The following is a 14,846-nucleotide window of genomic DNA, read 5'->3' on the forward strand; positions in this document are numbered from 1 at the left end:
GCTCCTCCGGGGGCGGCCATTGTGCGTTCATGACCATTCCCGCGCAGCTCGACAGGACGCGCCGCTTCACGCTCGGCGCCCCCAGCCAGATCACGATCTCTCCCGACGGCCGCACGCTCTTCTTCCTGCGTTCCGGCCGCCTGTGGAGCATGACCGCCGGCCGCGAACGCCTCGTGACCGACCGCGAGGTCGACTCCTACGCCGCCGACGAGGCCTGCCAGGTGCTCGTCTGCACCGCCGGCGGCCGCCTGTGGACGGTCCGCCCCGGCGACGGTCTGGTCCGCGACATCCCCGTGGACGGGCCGGTGACCGATCCCCGGCCCGACCCCACCGGACGCCGCATCGCCTACGTGCGCGACGGCGCGCTGCACGTGGACGGGCGGCCGCTCGCCGTACCCGAAGGGCCAGAGGTGACCTACGGGCTCCCCGAATACGTGGCCGCGGCCTCCATCGGGCGCACGCGCGGCTACTGGTGGGCTCCCGACGGGCAGGCGCTGCTGGTCGCGCGGGCGGACAACACGCCCGTGCAGCGGTGGCACATCGCCGACCCGGCCGACCCCGCCCGGGAGCCGCGGGTCATCCGCTACCCGTCGGCGGGAACCCCCAACGCCGAGGTCAGCCTGTGGATAACCGGGCTCGACGGGGGACGCACAGCTGTGGACCTGCGCGGCATGGAGTACCTCACCGCCGCGGGCTGGGACGCGCACGGCCCCTACGTGGCCGTGCAGAGCCGCGACCAGCGCCACGTTCAGGTCCTGGCCGTCGATCCCGGCACCGGCGCCACCGAGGTGCTCGCCGAACAGCACGACGAGCACTGGGTGCGGCTGGTCCCCGGCCTGCCTGCCCGCAGTACGGCAGGCGTCCTGTTCACCAGCGCCGACCTCGACGACACCCGCCGCCTGCTGGCCGACGGCAAGCCCGTCACCCCGCCCGGGCTCCAGTTGGACGAGGTCGTGGCCGTCGACGGCGAGTCCGTGCTCTTCACCGCTTCGGACGAGCCCACAGAGACCCACCTGTGGGTCTACGACGGCGAGCCGCGGCGGCTGAGCGACGAGCCGGGCACGCACACCGGCACCCGGCGCGGCGGCACCACGGTCCTGGGCCGCCGCGTCCTGGGCACCGGCGTGGAGCTCGCCTCGCACGCCGAACGCCCCGCCCTCGACCTGCGTATGGAGCTGCGGTCCTGCGGCCCACGCGCGCTGCGCACCGCGCTGTTCCTGCCCTCCTGGCACCGCCCGGCCGACGGCCCGCTGCCCGTCCTGATGGACCCGTACGGCGGGCCCGCCTTGCGCAAGGTCACCGCCGAACCGGCGTGGTGGGCCTACGTCTCGCAGTGGTTCGCCGAGCACGGCTTCGCGGTGCTGGCCGTGGACGGCAGGGGCACGCCGGGCCGCGGCCCCGCCTGGGAGCGGGAGATCGTGGGAGACCTGGCGGGCCCGGTACTGGCCGACCAGGTGGAGGCCCTGCACGCCTACGACCATCCCGCGCTCGACCTGACCAGGGTGGCCATCCGCGGCTGGTCGTTCGGCGGCTTCCTGGCCGCGATGGCGGTGCTGCGGCGGCCCGACGTCTTCCACGCCGCGATCGCCGGGGCGCCCGTCACCGACCAGCGCCTGTACGACACCCACTTCCGCGAGCGGCACCTGGGCCACCCCGCGCGGAACCCAGAGGCCTACGACCGCAGCTCGCCCCTCCTGGAGGCCGCCGACCTGACCAGGCCGCTGCTGCTGATCCACGGGCTGGCCGACGACAACGTGGTCGCCGCCCACACGGTGCGCTTCTCGGCCGCGCTGCTGGCCGCGGGGCGGCCGCACGAGGTGCTGCCGCTGGCCGGGGCGGGGCACCGGGCCTCGCAGGAGCACCTGCTGGCGCACCAGCTCGACTTCCTGCGACGCGCGCTGGGGCTCACTGGCCGACAATGAACCCATGGGTAAACACGACGGGGCCATCCACCATCCCCGGGCATACGGCGCTTTCGCCACGATCGGCTTCCTCGGCCGCAGGAGGGAGGCGTTCACCCGGCTGGCCGCCCGGTCGGGGGTCAGGCCCGGGGATCGGGTCCTCGACGTGGGGTGCGGAACGGGCTACCTGACCCGGGTGCTGTCGCCGGTCGTGGGACCGTCGGGGCGGGTGACCGGGCTCGACCCGTCGCCCGGCATGATCGAGCACGCTCGCGGGCGGGCGCCGGACAACTGCGACTACGTGGTCGGGGAGGCGCAGGCGCTGGAGTTCGCCGACGGCTCCTTCGACCTGGTGGTCTCCACGCTGGCCGTGCACCACGTACCCCCGGGGGCGCGCGGCGCCGCCGTACGGGAGATGTTCAGGGTGTTGCGGCCGGGCGGCAAGCTGCTGATCGCGGAGACCAGGCTGCCGGGAAACCCGCTGGCGGCCAGGCTGCTGCGGCTGGTGACCGGGCCCAGGCACCAGCACGACCCGCGCGAGATGCTGGGCGAGCTGGTGCCGCAGGCGGGCTTCCAGGTCAAGGACGATGCGGACCTGCCGCCGCTGCTGTACTACGTCCGCGCGAACCGGCCGGCCGGCTGACGGGGATGGCGATCGAAGCCAAGGCAGGGCGCAGGATCGTCCTGTCAGTGATCTCGCTGGCACTCGCGGCGTTATTGATCTCGTTCCTGCCGCGTATCGCCGGGATCACCTGGGGGCAACTGTACGGGCGGCTGGCCCAGGTCGGCTGGGGCACGATGGCGACGCTGGCCGCGTTATGGGTGGCCGGGCTGGCGGCCTACACCTTCGTGCTGAGCGGGTCGCTGCCGGGGCTGAGCAAGCGGCGGGCGCTGCTGATCAACTGCGTGGGCAGCGGGGTCAGCAACGTGCTGCCGTTCGGCGGGGCCGTGGGCGTGGCGATGACCTTCGCGATGACGGCCACCTGGGGGTTCAAGCGGCAGCCGGTCGTGGTCTCGACCGTGGTGACCGGGGTGTGGAACATGCTCACCCGGTTCCTGCTGCCGGCGGTGGGGCTGGCCTGCCTGCTGGGCGCGGGACGGGTGCCCGACCACCGGCTGGCGCTCGCCGCGGGGACCGGGGGAGCGCTCCTGGTCGGGATCGCGGCGGCGCTGTCGGCCGCGCTCTACAAGGAGGCCTTCGCCGACCTGCTCGGCCGCGGGCTGGACCGGGTCGCCGGGCTGCTGCCCCTCAAGCGCAAGCCGCAACTGCGGCAGATGCTGCTCGACCTGCGGCACTCCATCATCGACATCGCCCGCAGCCACTGGCCGCGGCTCACGCTCGGCATGGTGGCCTACATGGGGCTGCAGGGCGTGCTGTTCGTGGGCTGCCTGCACGCCACCGGCAGCCGGATCGCGATCCCCGAGGCCATCGCGGCCTTCGCCATCAACCGGGTGCTCACCACGGCGGTGATCACTCCTGGCGGGTCGGGGATCAGCGAGTCGGCCACCGTGCTGGCGCTGATCGGGTTCGGCGTGGCACCTGCCGCCGCCACCGCGTCCGTGCTGCTGTTCTGGTTCTTCGCACACCTGATCGAGATCCCGGTAGGCTGGCTGGCCTGGACCACCTGGTCGTTCACTGCTCGCAGAACGGACGCCGCATGACCGTCAGCTCGCAGGACTGGGACTCGCGCGATCTCACCGGCGAGCACCATGAGGGCGTCGTGTTCGTCGACGTGGACATGACCGAGGCGCACGGCAGGGGCGCCGTGTTCACCGACTGCACCTTCCGCGACGTGCGCTTCAACGTCTCCGAGCACGTCGACGCCGCCTTCTCCAACTGCACGTTCGTCGGCTGCTCCTTCTTCGACGCCACCTTCACCAGTTGCAAGCTGGTCGGCAGCAGGTTCGACGGGTGCACCTACGACCTGATGAAGGTCGAGGGCGGCGACTGGTCCTTCGCCGTACTGGCGGGGGCCGACCTGCGCCGCGCCTCGTTCACCGGCGTCCGCATGCGCGAGGCCGACCTGGGCGGCGCGCGCTGCGCCGGCGCCACCATCCGCGACGTCGACCTGTCCGGCGCCACGCTGGACCGGGCCGACCTGACGGGCTGCGACCTGCGCGGCAGCGACCTGTCGGCCCTCGACCCGCGTACCGCCGAGCTGAAGAAGGCCATCGTCGACCAGGCGCAGGCCGTCACCCTGGCCCGCGCCCTCGGTCTGGACGTGCGCGCCCGCTGACTGGGGTCCGGGCACAGCGGCGGTCAGGTCCTGCGCAGGACCAGCAGCAGGAGAACCAGGGCGTAGCCGATCAGCACCGCCAACCCCGCCCTGGCCGCGCCGGCCCACCCCTCGCCCAGCGCGCCGAGGAACACCGTGCCGGCCAGCGTCCCGCCCAGCACCCCGCCCATCTCCTGCACCGTCCCCAGCACCCCGGCCGCCGCCCCGGCCAGCTCCGCCCGCACCCCCGACAGCGCCGCCGACACCAGCGGCGACATCAGCAAACCCATCCCCGCCCCCGTCACCAGCAGCGCCCCCACCAGCGGGTACGGCCCGGCCGCGGCGTCGACCGCCTGGTAGAGCAGCGCGAGCCCGCCCAGCAACACCACGGTCCCGGCCACCGGCAGCCCGCGGCCGAGACGGGCGGCCATCCGCGCCGAGCGCGTGGAGGCGGCGAAGAAACCCACGTTGAGCGCCACCGCCACCGCGCCCGCCCGCAGCGGCGACATGCCCAGCCCGTCCTGCAGGTACAGGGCCAGCACGAACGACAGCCCCGCCGACCCGCCGAACAGCAGGGCGATCGCCAGCAGCCCGCGCGCGAATCCCCGCTCGCCGAACACGCCGAGATCCAGCAGCGGAGGCCGCCCCGCCGCCACGAGCCGCCGCTGCCGCCGGGCGAAGGCCAGCAGCACGGGCCCGGCCAGGCCCAGGCTCAGCCAGCTCCACCACGGCCAGCCCTGCTCACGCCCGAGCGCCAGCGGCAGCACCACGGCCACCAGCCCGCCCGCCACCAGCAGCGCCCCGCCGAGATCCACCTCCTTCACCGAGCCCGAGGCGGTGGCCACCCCCTTGCCGACCAGGACCGGCTGCAGCCGCGGGACCAGCCGGGGGAGCAGCACCAGCGCGGCCACGCCCACGGGCAGGTTGACCAGGAAACAGGTACGCCAGCCCAGCCCCGCCGGCGACACCGCCACCAGGAACCCGCCGATCACCTGACCGCTCACCCCGGCCAGCCCGACGGCCGTGCCGTACCAGCCGAAGGCCCTGGCCCGGTCGCGACCCGGGTACAGCTCGCCGATCAGGGTCAGCACCTGCGGCGCGAGCAGCGCCGCCGCCACACCCTGCGCCACCCGGGCCAGCACCAGCGGACCCGCCGCCGGGGCCAGCCCGCAGGCGGCCGAGGCCGCGGTGAACAGCGCCAGCCCGGCGGCGAACACGCGGCGCGAGCCGTACAGGTCACCCAGCCGGCCCGAGACGATCAGGCCCGCCGCGTACGCCAGCCCGTAACCGGCGATGACGAGCTGGCCAGTCGCGGCGCTCGACCCCAGGCCGGCCCTGATCGAGGGGATCGCCACATTCGCCACGAAGAAGTCCAGGGTGGTCATGAAGACCGCGACCAGCACGATCGGCAGCGCCAGCCAACGCGATGACAAGGGAGCCTCCAGGGACGCGAGTGCACGAGCGGGTGAGAGAACACCGCCGCGCACCCAGAGGTTGACCCCGGGCGGTTATCGTTCACTGCGGATTCGCTGCGGATCGCGCATAATGACCCCCAATGCGGAAATATGCGGCACAAATCGCCCCGGTGATCGACGCGGTTCACGTCCACGTGCACGCCGCGTCCCGCGCGGCGGGCGCCGAGCTCGCCAGGGCCCACGGCATCACCCCCGGAATCCTCATCGACCTGCGCATCGCACTGCCGATGCACCCGCTCACCCGCCAGACGCTGGCCGCCGTCTACCGCTACACCGAGCCCGCCGAGCTGGACGCCGAGATCGCCGACCATCTGAAGCAGGGCACGCTGGCCGAGGACGGCGGCGCGCTGCGGGCGACCGGCAGGACGATCGTGTTCATCGACGCCCTCTACGACCTGCACGCCGCCGCCACGCGGCGGATCTGGGCGGGACAGGACGTGCGCCCGCTGGCCGACCTGGTGGACCGGGTGCTGGCCAGGTCACAGCGGCCCCGGGGCGGCGCGCTCGAGGCGATGGCCCCGCCGTACGAGCCGGACGGGGCGCCGCCCGGACTGCTGCTGTTCAACCGCCTGGCGGCCCTGCGCTACCACCGGGCCGACGCCCACGCACTGAGCTGGCAGGAGGCCGGCCTGACGGCGCGCGACATCGTCACGCTGCGCGGCGGCCCGCTGCGCGAGCGCGTCGAGGACGAGACCAACCGGCGCGCCGCGCAGCCCTACGAGACCTTCACGGACCAGGAACGCGAGCTCCTGTTCGACGGCCTGCTGAAGCTGGCCTAAAGGGAGGTCAGCAGGCGGCCCACCTCCGTGCGGTCGTTGACGCCGAGCTTGTCGTAGACCGCCTGCAGGTGGTTGGCGGCCGTCCGGGTCGAGACGGTGAGCTGGTCGGCGATCTGCCGGTTCGTCAGCCCGGCCGCCGCCAGCTGCACGATCTCCCGCTGGCGCGGCGTCAGCTCGGGCGTGGCCAGCTCGACCAGCGCCGGCGTGGTGACGCCGCGGCAGCGCCTGGCCAGCGCCCACGCCCTGGTCTGCGCCCCCCTGGCCAGCGAACCTCGCCCGGTGGCCAGGTAGGCGGACGCTTCCTGCGCGGTGGCCTCGGCCGCGTACAGCACCAGCCCCAGCCGCTCGAACTCCAGGGCCGCCGCGCGCAGCCCTGCCGGATCGGCCAGCTCGGCGGCGCGGGCGTGCGCGGCCATCGGCCGGACCAGCTGCCCGTCAAGCCGCTCGGCCAGGTCGCCGAGCCGGTCGGCCGCCAACGGCGCCGCGCCCAGCCGCACCAGATCGTGCAGCGCGAACATCAGCCAGCCCAGCTGCTCGTGCTTCTCGGCCAGGTCGGCCGCGGCGATCGCCTCGCTGATGGCCGCGTCCAGATCGCCCGCGGCCGCCGCCAGCCAGATCCCGGCCTGCAGCACCGGCTGGCGGGTGAACGACCACCTGGCCGCCAGCCGCTCGGCCTCCGCCAGCGCCGCGCGCGCCTCGTCCGTACGCCCGAGCAGCGCGCACGCGTGCGCCAGCTCGGCCAGACACCGTCCCAGGTACGGCGTGCGGGCGGGCAACCGCCCCGCGTCCTCCCTGGCCCAGCGCATCGCCCCGTCCGCCTGCCCACGCAGCCGGCTGACCATCGCGCGGTAGGCGCCGAACCCGGAGACCGACAGCTCGCTGGCGGCCAGCTCCATGCCCTCCTCGGCGGTGCGCGCCGCCCCCTCGAGCCGGCCCGCGAACACCTGCGCCGCGCACTGGGCGTCCAGCAGCGTGGGCAGCGCGTGCGGCGCCTCGTCCCGCCACTCGTCCACGCCGGCCAGTACGTCCTCGGCGACCGCGAGGCTGCGGACGGTCCTGCCCGCGTACGCGGCGATCCAGGCCTCCATCGAGGCGGCGTGCGCCGTGCCCCTGACGGTCATCGGACCGCAGTTCCTGGCCCTGGCCAGCCAGCGCGCCGCCCCGCTCAGCCGCCCGAAGAAGACGTCCACCGCGCCGCGGTAGATGTACACCTCCTGCTGCCAGGCAGGATCGGTCAGCGTCCCCGCCGCTACCTCGAGCGCCCGGCAGGCCTCGGCGTCCGACCCGGCCCAGGCCAGCGCGACGCCCACGCTCAGAGCGTGCTGGGCGCGCTCGTCCTCGGTGACCGCGTTGCGCGCCGCCTGCCGGAGCGCCGTGAGCGCCTCGTCGCCGTCGCCCAGCACCGTCAGCACCTCGCTGACCAGCGCCACCGCCGCCACGCCTGCCCCCGCCTCCTGCGCGGCCTTGCCCAGCCGGGCGGCCAGTCGCGGATCCTGCCTGGCCCAGGCCAGGTTCGCGGCGGACAGCAGCATCTCGGGCGCGGCGACCGAGCCGCTGTCCAGCCGCCACACCGCCGCCCGCAGCACGTCCTCGCGCCTGCGCAGCCCCGTGTCCTCCAGCGCCTCGGCCAGCATCCGCAGCCGCCGGCGGGTGCGCAGCGTGCCGCAGCCGTCCCGCACGACCTCCCCGTACAGCGGGTGGCCCAGCCGCACGTGCTCGCGCCCCGCGTCGGCCACGGTCACGATCAGCCCGCGATCCTCCACCCGCTCCACCGCGTCGCCCGAGGTGAGCGAGACCAGCAGCTCGGTGCCCACCGGCTCGCCGAACGCCACCAGCTCGAGCACCTCGCGCTCGTCCTGGTCCAGGTGGCCGATCCGGTCGCCGACCAGCTCGCGCAGGCGGGTGGTCACCGACAGCTCGCCGCGCCAGCACCAGCGCCCGTCCACCTGGCTCAGGCTGCCCGCGGTACGGCCGGCGTGCACGATCTCGCGCAGGTACAGCACGTTGCCCTCGCTGACCCTGGCCAGATGGCGGACGGTCTCGGCCGTCACCTCCCCGTCCAGCGCCGCGGCCAGCACCAGCCCGACCTCGTCGCGGGTCAGCGGCGCCAGCTCGATCCGCTCCAGTAACTCGTCCTTCCACAGCGCGGCGATCGGCGCCGGCAGCGGCTCGCCCGACCGTACGGTCACCAGCACCTGAGCCGCGCCGCTGTCCGCCAGATGGTGCACCAGCGCCGCGGCGGCCGGGTCGAGCCGGTGCGCGTCGTCCACGCTGACCAGCAGCTTCCCGCGCCCGGCCAGCCCGGCGATGCTGCGCGCCGCCCACCGCATCGGGTTCTCCCCGCTGTCCGGCGGGCCGGTCAGCACGTGCGCGAACGCGCCGAACGGGATCACCGCCGCGGTCTCCGTGCCGAGCGCCCGCACCAGCGTGCGGCCGGGCACCCCCCTCACCGCTTCCGCCGCCAGCCTGCTCTTGCCGACCCCCGCCGCGCCCGCGATCATCACGCCGGGCCCTGACTCCAGCGCTCCCCTGACGGCCGCGAGCGGAACGTCACGGCCGGCGAACGGCCATCCACTCCCCTGATCGCTCATCGCGACCTCCTCTCGACACCGATGGTGCGGGCAGAGGTTCGCGGGAGGTTCAGGTCGGCTCGCGCGTCAGCCCGGCCGCCAGGAGCAGCATGTCGAGCACCGCCTCGTTGCCGCTGAACGGCACCGGCTCGCCGCCGACCACTTCGAGCAGCCCGCGGAGCTGGCCGCCGGACTGCTCCGGCTCGACCAGCCGAACGATGACGGTCCTCATGACCGCCACCTTCTCTCCGGCGGTTCAGGTCTGGTTCAGGTGGGGTACGGCGCGGGCTCTACCTCCAGCTCGCGCATGCGCTCCGCGTACAGGTGGTAGCGCCTGCGGGCGTCGCCGCGCCGCCCCGCCAGGTCCAGCACCCGGATCAGCCGGAGATGGGCGCGCTCGTCGTACCTGTCACGCTCCAGCAGCCGCAGCCAGTATCGGGCCGCCTCGTCGTGGCTCCCGCTCTCCTGGTGCGCCACCGCCAGCCGGGCGGTCGCCTGCACGTAGGCCAGCCGGGCCTGCTCGCGCAGCCCCACCGCCCAGTCCGCGTACGGGTCCTCCTCGCAGAACTCCCCGCCGTAGGAGGCCTCAGCCTCGGCCCACAGCCGCAATGCCTCCCCGGTACGGCCGGCCTGGTCCGACCGGATCGCCGCCCCCACCAGATCCAGGAACCGCTCGACGTCGACGTCCACGTGCGACAGGTCCAGGCGCAGCGCGCCCTCGTCGGAGACCACGATGTCGTCGGCGGGACGCGTGTGCGCGGGATCCAGCACCGCCCGCAGCGTGGACACCATCACGTTCAGCCGCTTGAGCCCGACCGGCTCGTCCTGCTGGTCCGGCCAGAGGATCTCGACCAGGCGCTCCCTGCTGACCGGCCTGCCCCTGCGGCTGACGAGGATCTTCAGCAGGTCGCGGGCCTTGCGCGACTGCCAGGCGGTACGCGCCACCGGCGTCGAGCCGCGCAGGACGCGGAAGGTTCCCATCGTCTCCACGCTCACCCTGACCGCCGAGGCCGGGGCGGCCCTGCTGATCAGCAGGTCGATGCGGTCGTCCAGCGTCCGGCAGCCGATGGCCTGCATGCGCGCCCTGACGTCCTCGGCCACCGTGGCCCCGGCCGCCGGATCGGACAGCGCACCCCTGACCAGCTCGGCCCTGGCCTGGCCGATCGGGTCGCCCAGCGCCGTCCACCGGCGCACGGCCTCGTCGGCCCTGATCGGATCGCCGTCCAGCTCGGCCCTGAGCTCGGCCACGGTGGCCAGGCCCGCGTGGTGGCGGCGCTGCTCGGCGATCGGCTCGACCTCGGCCAGCAGGGCGCCCGCCTCGTCGCGGCGGCCCGCGGCCAGCGCCACCCGGGCGGCGATCAGGCGAGCGTTCACCCCGGCGATGCCCTCGGCGTGCTTGAGCGCCTGGGCCGCGACCCTGGACGCCTCGGCGGGATCCTCGGTGGCCAGCAGGCCGGCCAGCTCGTTGAGCGCGTTCGACAGCTCCTGGACCTCGCCGGACTCGGCCGCGTCCGCGATGATCCGCCGGTAGATCGCGATCGCGGCCAGCCGGTCGCCGCGCAGCGCGTGCACGTTGGCCAGCCGGATGAGGCCGTAGCCGACGAAGCGCGAGCCCATCGCCTCCCACCTGGCCACCGCGTCGGCGGCGTCGATCGCGGCCTCCTCCAGCCTGCCCAGCCCGATCAGCGCCTTGGCCCGGTTGGAGACGGTCAGCGCCGCGTACGGGGCGAACGCCACCAGGTCGGCGAGCCGGTTGGCGATCTCCACCTCGGCCAGCGCCTCCTCGTAGGCGCCCTCGTCCAGGTGGCGGGAGGCCCGGTTGGCCCGGATCCTGATGAGCTGGACCACGTCACCGGCCCGCTCGGCGTACTCCAGCGCCCTGACGTAGTGGGCGTCGTTGGCGCGCCTGTCTCCGTCGAGCGCCGCCAGCATGGCCAGCACGGTGTTGGCCGCCGCCAGCGCGCCCGGGTCACCCAGGGCTCCGGCCTGCTCGAGCGCCCGGTCGGCCAGCTCCGCGCAGCCCGCCCTGTCACCCTTCAGCCAGAGCACCGAGGCCGCCGACGCCGCGCACGTGGCGGCGTCCGCGGGCGGCATGCCGTACTCCATGCCCCGCAGGTACAGGGACATGGCCGAGTTGAGGTCGCCGCGCAGGTGGTCGATGAGGGCCAGGCGGCGGGCGGCGAACGCGTCGAAGGCGGGCCCGTCGGCGACCTCGGCGAGCAGCTCGCGGGCGCGGTTCCAGTCGCCGCGGTTCTGCTCGGCGATGCCCTCCAGGCGCAGCATCGCCGGCGACCGCCTGACCGCGCCGGGCAGCAGTTCCAGCGCGGCCACCAGGTCGTCGCCGCGCTCGGCCAGGCGCGGGCCGTGCCCGGCCAGCAGGGATCCCACCAGGTCGGTGTGGGCGGTGGCGACGGCGGCCCGCAGCGCCAGCTCCGGCTGGTCGTGCTCGGCGTACCAGCGGGCGGCCACGGCGGCCACGTCGTGCGCCTCGTGCCGGTCCAGCGGGGCGTGCCTGGACAAAACGTGGCGGCTGGTGCTGGTGAGCCGGTGACCGTCCTGGTCGGCCTCCAGGAACAGGCCGCGCGCGACCAGCGAGGACAGCGTGTCGGGCGGGGCGCCGAGCGTGGCGGCCAGCTCCTCGGTCAGGACCGGCAGCACCGTCGCGGCCCGCAGCAGCTCCCGCATGGCCGCGGGCAGGTCGCGGTAGGCCGACAGCGTCAGCTCCTCCAGCGTGGCGGAGGTGGCGGCCAGACCGGCCGCCGTGGCACTCCAGGCCGCCGGGTCGGTCCTGCTGAGCGTGTCGATGGCGGCCTGGACCGCGGCGGGCCAGCCCGCGCAGGCCGTGTGCAGCGTGGCGGCGACGGCCGATCCAGCGTCGCCGAGCCGCTCGCGCGCCCAGGCGGCGGTCTCCTCCTCGGTCAGCGCCAGGTCGGTGGCGTCCAGGTCGAGCACCTCGTGATCCTGGCGCAGCCGCGCGGTGGGGAACGGCAGCGGCGCCCGCGAGGCGGTCACCAGGTGCAGGTGCCGCGGCGCGGCCCTGACCAGGGTCTCCACGTACCGCACCGGCCCGGCCGCGCCGGTGATGGCGTCGATGCCGTCGAAGACCAGCACCAGCCCGCGGCGCAGCCGCCCGGACAGCGCCTCGGCCAGCCCGCCCGCCAGCGCGGCGGCCCTGGCCAGCTCGTCGGTGTCGGGACCAAGCGGCGACTCAGCGGCCGCCACCAGCTCCGAGGGCAGGCCGGGGACCGTGTCGGACAGGGCGGCGGCCACGGCTCCCGCCAGCGTGGGCAGGTCGCGATCAGCGGGGCCTAACCGGTGCAGCACGCCGCCGACGGCGCGGCTCCAGCCGTCCAGCGCTATCGACTTTCCGTAACCGGTCGTGGCGACGAGAGTAGTGAGCCTGTGCGTCAGTGCCCCGTCGAGCCGCCGGTCGAGGGCGGGACGGGGTTGCACCCACCCTCGTTCCACGCACGCATGCTACGCCCCGGTCCGCGGGCGACTCCAGAGTTCGCAAAGTGCCACCTCCCGGTAACCGAACCGTAGGAGCACTATGGTCGGGTACCTCTTCAAGGAGGGCGCCGTGGATGAAGACCTGCCCGGCGGAGCGAGGGTGGTCGTCGGGGTGGACGAGACCCCTGCCTCGCGCTGGGCCCTGGCTTGGGCCATCGGGACGGCGAGGCTGCGCCACATGCCCATCGTCGCGGTTCATGTGAGCAGGGCGCCCATCCATCCCTTCCCCGAGGCGCTGCCCGTCCAGCACGCCATCAGGCAGGGGGAGGAAGCCCGCTGCACCGAGGTGGTCACCGCGGCCTTCGAGGACGTGTCGGGCGGGGTGCCCTGGGACCTGACCACGGCCATCGTGGGCCGCGTGGGCGATCCCGGCTACCACCTGGTCGACCTGGCCAGGGAGGGCGATCTGCTGGTGCTGGGCCGTAGCAGGCGAGGGTTCCTCAGCCGGTTGCTCCTGCCCTCGACCAGCATGTACTGCGCCCGTTATGCCAAGACCACGGTCGTCATCGTCCAGCAGCCCTCCCCGCCGGACGACGCCGAGTTATCGGCCGAGCGGACGCGCCGCTTCTGGCACTTCTGATCCAGCCGCCGGCCGCTGCTCGAGGGCGGCGACTTCCGCGTCCGTGCACTGGTCGACGAACTCTATAACTGCCTTTGACCTTTGACGGGGAAGATCATCCCATGTGAAGTGTCTCGTCATCGGCCTGATGGCCACCGTTCTCGCCATCACACCCGTCCACGCCGCCTCCGCCGCCCCCGATCCGACCAAGCACCTGCGCGAGCAGTTCGCCTCCGGGCATGGCGTGGTCGTGAAGGAGTCCGCCCGGACCCGCGTCAAGGGCATCAAGGGCGACTTCATCGCCCACACCACCGGCGTCATCGGCTTCACCTCGAAAAACGCCGCGAACTACGACCTGGTCTCGAACTACACCTCGCCGCTGAAGAAGCAGAAACAGCCCCAGCCCATCCACGCGATCAAGATGGGTGGCGCCACCTACTTGAACGGCTTCACCTGGCGTGGACTGCCCGAGGGCAAGACCTGGACCCGCTTCCGCGACAGGAAGTCATGGGGGGAGAACGGCCAGCGCGGCGACCAGCTCATGGACGTCCTGGACCCGAAGTTCCTCAGGATCGTGATCGACGAGTCCACCAAGGTCGAGCCCGGCGTGTACCAAGGCGCCCTGGACCGCAAGACCCTCGAGGACGACTGGAAGTGGAGCGCCTACCCGGCCGAACTCCTCGTCAAGCTCTACCTCGACAAATCCGGCCTGCCCACCCGGCTGATCACCGCCTACTCCGAACGCAGCCGCGGCCGCAACCGCAAGGGCAAGCTCGTCACCCGCCACACCCGGGTCAGGGTGGACACCCGGTACACCGACTGGGGTGCCAATGTCGACATCACCACCCCGCCGGCCGAGGACGTGGCCGACTACAGACTCCCGAAAAGGCCCGCCAAGAAGTAGACCCGGCAGGCGGGGAAACGGCGGGGAAACATGCCCGTGGGTTGCATGACGGGCATGATTGCTGACAACGATCCCGGTAGGCGCGCGTTCCTCAGGCAACCGCACGACCACTCGCGAGTCCCGTCAGGCTCCCGCTCTGGCTGGCCGGGGACCACTTCCCGGGCACGGTGGGCAGCCTCGGCGACTACGGGCCGCGGATGGTCACCGTCGACACCGGCGGCATCGGCAGCGCCTTCGACACCACCGTGGAGCTCGCCGAACGGGTCGGCTTCAAGGTCGACTACGACCATCCCATCGAGCGTTTCGGAAACAAGATCTATCCGGTCACGGCCGACCGCATCAGCCTTGGCCGCGCGGTCGGCCGCGACCTGGGCGGCCACGCGGCCGAGAAGGTCTTCCCCGGCCTCCCTGGCCCCGGCCAGTCCGCCCCATTCGGTTTCGACGTGATCGCCAACTTCACCCACGAGTTCTTCAAGCCGTACGCCGTCACCTTCGACTACACCCACATGCACCTGCACATCACCGGCGGAGCAGTTGCGTCAGCCTGAGGAGCGCCAGAATGCCCACTCCCAGATGCGCGGAAACGAGGGCGATCTGGAAGACGCGCTGGCCCGCCGTGAGATCGGCGGCGTAGCCGCCGTCGTAGAAACCGGACAGGAACGCCAGCACCCCGGCGACCACCAGCAGCGCGGCGGCCGGTACGGCCAGGCCACGGTGGCGCCGGGTGGCCAAGACCACCAGGACGACCTGAGCGACCATCATCGGGATCGGCGCGGAGAGCCGCGCCTGGGAGCCGAGCGCGTCCAGGAACGTCGCGTTCAGCCCGCCCGACACGGACAGGAACGCGCCGACGAGGTCCATGACGAGCAGCAGCCCCACCCCGACGAACAACCTGACGGACATGTCTTGCTCCTTCCTCTGCTGTTCCGTCG

At 73.6% G+C, this 14,846-nt stretch carries 13 protein-coding genes; 8 read left to right on the plus strand and 5 right to left on the minus strand.

Annotation, left to right across the window (positions count from 1 at the left end):
* The first annotated feature begins 29 nt into the window (after positions 1-29).
* Genes ACIBHX_RS42020 through ACIBHX_RS42035 form a run of 4 tightly spaced genes read left to right on the plus strand, consistent with a single transcriptional unit; the run spans position 30 to position 4,138 of the window.
* Positions 30-1,922, plus strand: coding sequence for a prolyl oligopeptidase family serine peptidase (locus tag ACIBHX_RS42020; protein ID WP_397073285.1), 1,893 nt, complete (start codon positions 30-32; stop codon positions 1,920-1,922).
* Positions 1,923-1,926: 4 nt separating this feature from the next.
* On the plus strand, positions 1,927-2,544 hold the full coding sequence (locus ACIBHX_RS42025; protein ID WP_397073286.1) for a class I SAM-dependent methyltransferase: 618 nt from the start codon (positions 1,927-1,929) through the stop codon (positions 2,542-2,544).
* 5 nt (positions 2,545-2,549) lie between these two features.
* Positions 2,550-3,563, plus strand: a complete 1,014-nt coding sequence (locus ACIBHX_RS42030; RefSeq protein ID WP_397073287.1) for a lysylphosphatidylglycerol synthase domain-containing protein — start codon at positions 2,550-2,552, stop codon at positions 3,561-3,563.
* Entirely contained in the window at positions 3,560-4,138 is a 579-nt protein-coding gene (locus tag ACIBHX_RS42035) for a pentapeptide repeat-containing protein (protein ID WP_397073289.1), read from the plus strand. The genes ACIBHX_RS42030 and ACIBHX_RS42035 overlap by 4 nt, the downstream gene beginning before the upstream one ends.
* A 23-nt stretch (positions 4,139-4,161) precedes the next feature.
* Here the strand turns inward: ACIBHX_RS42035 and ACIBHX_RS42040 are convergent, their stop codons facing one another.
* Positions 4,162-5,550, minus strand: coding sequence for an MFS transporter (locus tag ACIBHX_RS42040; RefSeq protein WP_397073291.1), 1,389 nt, complete (start codon positions 5,548-5,550; stop codon positions 4,162-4,164).
* A 122-nt stretch (positions 5,551-5,672) separates the two neighbouring features.
* On the opposite strand from ACIBHX_RS42040, the gene ACIBHX_RS42045 reads away from it, so the two are divergent.
* Positions 5,673-6,371, plus strand: a complete 699-nt coding sequence (locus tag ACIBHX_RS42045; protein ID WP_397073292.1) for a hypothetical protein — start codon at positions 5,673-5,675, stop codon at positions 6,369-6,371.
* Here ACIBHX_RS42045 and ACIBHX_RS42050 read toward each other — a convergent pair.
* The 3 genes from ACIBHX_RS42050 to ACIBHX_RS42060 are packed head-to-tail and all read right to left on the minus strand — an operon-like array spanning position 6,368 to position 12,409.
* A complete protein-coding gene (locus ACIBHX_RS42050; RefSeq protein ID WP_397073293.1) occupies positions 6,368-8,962 on the minus strand; it encodes a LuxR C-terminal-related transcriptional regulator in 2,595 nt (864 codons plus the stop codon). The genes ACIBHX_RS42045 and ACIBHX_RS42050 overlap by 4 nt on opposite strands.
* Positions 8,963-9,011: 49 nt before the next feature.
* Positions 9,012-9,173, minus strand: coding sequence for a hypothetical protein (locus tag ACIBHX_RS42055; protein ID WP_397073295.1), 162 nt, complete (start codon positions 9,171-9,173; stop codon positions 9,012-9,014).
* A gap of 35 nt (positions 9,174-9,208) precedes the next feature.
* Positions 9,209-12,409, minus strand: coding sequence for a BTAD domain-containing putative transcriptional regulator (locus tag ACIBHX_RS42060; protein ID WP_397073297.1), 3,201 nt, complete (start codon positions 12,407-12,409; stop codon positions 9,209-9,211).
* Between the two features lie 112 nt (positions 12,410-12,521).
* Between ACIBHX_RS42060 and ACIBHX_RS42065 the strand changes: the two genes are divergently transcribed.
* From ACIBHX_RS42065 to ACIBHX_RS42075, 3 genes are all read left to right on the plus strand, one after another.
* Positions 12,522-13,031 carry a universal stress protein gene (locus ACIBHX_RS42065; RefSeq protein WP_397073298.1) on the plus strand — a complete coding sequence of 170 codons (510 nt, stop codon included), beginning with the start codon at positions 12,522-12,524 and terminating at the stop codon, positions 13,029-13,031.
* 127 nt (positions 13,032-13,158) lie between these two features.
* Positions 13,159-13,914, plus strand: a complete 756-nt coding sequence (locus ACIBHX_RS42070; protein WP_397073300.1) for a hypothetical protein — start codon at positions 13,159-13,161, stop codon at positions 13,912-13,914.
* Positions 13,915-14,111: 197 nt separating this feature from the next.
* On the plus strand, positions 14,112-14,462 hold the full coding sequence (locus tag ACIBHX_RS42075) for a hypothetical protein (RefSeq protein WP_397073302.1): 351 nt from the start codon (positions 14,112-14,114) through the stop codon (positions 14,460-14,462).
* Here ACIBHX_RS42075 and ACIBHX_RS42080 read toward each other — a convergent pair.
* Positions 14,434-14,817 carry a hypothetical protein gene (locus ACIBHX_RS42080; protein ID WP_397073304.1) on the minus strand — a complete coding sequence of 128 codons (384 nt, stop codon included), beginning with the start codon at positions 14,815-14,817 and terminating at the stop codon, positions 14,434-14,436. The two genes, ACIBHX_RS42075 and ACIBHX_RS42080, sit on opposite strands and share 29 nt — an antisense overlap.
* Between the last annotated feature and the right edge of the window lie 29 nt (positions 14,818-14,846).

Source organism: Nonomuraea sp. NPDC050536 (assembly GCF_044457685.1).
Taxonomy (GTDB): domain Bacteria; phylum Actinomycetota; class Actinomycetes; order Streptosporangiales; family Streptosporangiaceae; genus Nonomuraea.

What these genes read in the sequence shown, in the direction of transcription:
- ACIBHX_RS42020 (WP_397073285.1), top strand. Translation starts at nt 30, where the DNA reads ATGACCATTCCCGCGCAGCTCGACAGGACGCGCCGCTTCACGCTCGGC.
- ACIBHX_RS42025 (WP_397073286.1), top strand. Translation starts at nt 1,927, where the DNA reads ATGGGTAAACACGACGGGGCCATCCACCATCCCCGGGCATACGGCGCT.
- ACIBHX_RS42030 (WP_397073287.1), top strand. Translation starts at nt 2,550, where the DNA reads ATGGCGATCGAAGCCAAGGCAGGGCGCAGGATCGTCCTGTCAGTGATC.
- ACIBHX_RS42035 (WP_397073289.1), top strand. Translation starts at nt 3,560, where the DNA reads ATGACCGTCAGCTCGCAGGACTGGGACTCGCGCGATCTCACCGGCGAG.
- ACIBHX_RS42045 (WP_397073292.1), top strand. Translation starts at nt 5,673, where the DNA reads ATGCGGAAATATGCGGCACAAATCGCCCCGGTGATCGACGCGGTTCAC.
- ACIBHX_RS42050 (WP_397073293.1), bottom strand. Translation starts at nt 8,962, where the DNA reads ATGAGCGATCAGGGGAGTGGATGGCCGTTCGCCGGCCGTGACGTTCCG.
- ACIBHX_RS42055 (WP_397073295.1), bottom strand. Translation starts at nt 9,173, where the DNA reads ATGAGGACCGTCATCGTTCGGCTGGTCGAGCCGGAGCAGTCCGGCGGC.
- ACIBHX_RS42070 (WP_397073300.1), top strand. Translation starts at nt 13,159, where the DNA reads ATGGCCACCGTTCTCGCCATCACACCCGTCCACGCCGCCTCCGCCGCC.
- ACIBHX_RS42075 (WP_397073302.1), top strand. Translation starts at nt 14,112, where the DNA reads ATGGTCACCGTCGACACCGGCGGCATCGGCAGCGCCTTCGACACCACC.
- ACIBHX_RS42080 (WP_397073304.1), bottom strand. Translation starts at nt 14,817, where the DNA reads ATGTCCGTCAGGTTGTTCGTCGGGGTGGGGCTGCTGCTCGTCATGGAC.